Annotated in this window: 1 protein-coding gene and 1 pseudogene; both read right to left on the reverse strand. The window is 68.1% G+C overall.

The features are described from left to right. Positions 1–266 (reverse strand): annotated as a pseudogene (locus tag JTJ31_RS24315) (IS3 family transposase); the annotation flags it as partial. A gap of 282 nt (positions 267–548) precedes the next feature. After that, positions 549–1,553: an IS110 family RNA-guided transposase gene (locus JTJ31_RS24320; RefSeq protein ID WP_207541323.1), complete on the reverse strand. Its 1,005-nt coding sequence runs from the start codon at positions 1,551–1,553 to the stop codon at positions 549–551. Between the last annotated feature and the right edge of the window lie 86 nt (positions 1,554–1,639).

The raw sequence follows: 1,639 nt of genomic DNA on the forward strand, positions 1-1,639 counted from the left end.
CTTGCGCTGTGTCAATCGGTGTTGCCCCAGCACCGCGCAGGCCCTGCGCTCCGACACGCCAAGCTCGCGCATGACATGCTCCACGCAGGCCCGCCGCCGGGTGGGGCTCACCAGTTTCCCGAGGCGGCTTCCTTCAGCACCAGCTCCTCCAGCGTCAGGTCCGCCACCGTCCTCCGAAGCCTGCCGTTCTCCTGCTCCAGCTGCTTCAGCCGCTTCACTAGGTCCAACTTCAGGCCGCCATACTCCGCCCGCCAGCGATAGTAGGTTCTCTAACTGGGGCGGGCGCGTGATGATCCTGAACTCCCATTCGGGTCCGGCGCAAGGTTCTCTTCGAAGTCGCTCTCGCGCGTGTGGCGCGGCGCTTCATGATGGCGTCCAAGGCTTCGGCCTCCCTGCTTGTGGGCTACGCGGTCACGCCGGGGCGTGCCGCACGTAATACCTCGGGCTCGGCCGTCGCCTCCCGTCCGGACCAGGACAGGAGCCCGTGTAGCTCTCAGGTGCCGCTCGTCATGATCCCTCCTCGCTGCCTCTGCCTCGCTCCCCTGCGCTCAGGCCGGACGGAACTGGGTGCCATCCACCCACATCCGGTGCAGGATGACCCCAAGCTTGCGCGCCAAGGCCACGCCCGCCTTCTTGTGACCCACCTTGGCGCGAAGCCTCACTGCCCACTCCCGCAGTGCGCCACCCCCACCGGCACGGGTGATCAGGCTCGACGCGGCCTCGAACAGCAGCGTCCGCAGCATGCTGTCTCCCCGGCGGGTGATCCGCCCGGCGTAATCGACCTCGCCCGATTGGTATCGCCTGGAGGTGAGGCCGACGTAGGCGCCCACCGATCTCGAATGGGCAAACCGGGTCGGATCGTCGATCGTCGCCACGAAAGCATAGGCCGTGATCGCGCCAACCCCAGGGACCCCCATGAGCCTGCGGCACAGCTCCGAGCCCCTGGCTTCCGCAAGCAGCCGACGCGTCAGCTCAGCGAGCGACCGGGCGATGTCCTCCCGAAGCCGCAAGAGTGGTTTCAGCGCGAGGGCCAGGGCCTCGTTTGCTTCCAGAGCCAGCTCCACCCGCTCGCTCCACTTCCGCGGCCCTTTCGGCAGCCGCACGCCCATGCTCGTCAGCAAGCCGCGGATCGTGTTGTCGAGGTCCATGCGCTGACGCAACACCAGGTCACGTGCCTTCAGCAGAGCCCGCATGCCCTGGGCCGCCTCGCTCTTGACGCGCACGGCCCGGGGGAAGCCCGTCCGCGCCAACTCGGCCAGCATCGCCGCGTCGTTCGCGTCCGTCTTGTTGGGCATCTGGCTCAGCACCGCATGCGCCTGACGGGCATCGACGCACACCGCCGGCAGATCCCGGGCCACAAGCCCCCGATGCAGCCAGTTCGCCATCCGCCCGGTCTCGAGCACCACACGGGCAGGGCGGCCAAACCGCTGCAGGGCGGCAATGGCCTCTGGGTCCGTCGGGACCTTGCCGTGGCCGAGGATGCGGCCCTCGGGACCGCGAACACAAAAGGCCGTCTCCTCCATGGAGACATCGAGGCCGACATAGCAGTCCATCTCGCACTCCTTTCTCTGCAGGCTGGTCCGCCATTCTGGCCACCAGCCGGGGAGTGCGCCCGCCCTCAGTTACGCCATGTCTGCTC

This window comes from Sabulicella rubraurantiaca, from assembly GCF_017355885.1.
Classification (GTDB): Bacteria; Pseudomonadota; Alphaproteobacteria; order Acetobacterales; family Acetobacteraceae; genus Roseococcus; species Roseococcus rubraurantiacus.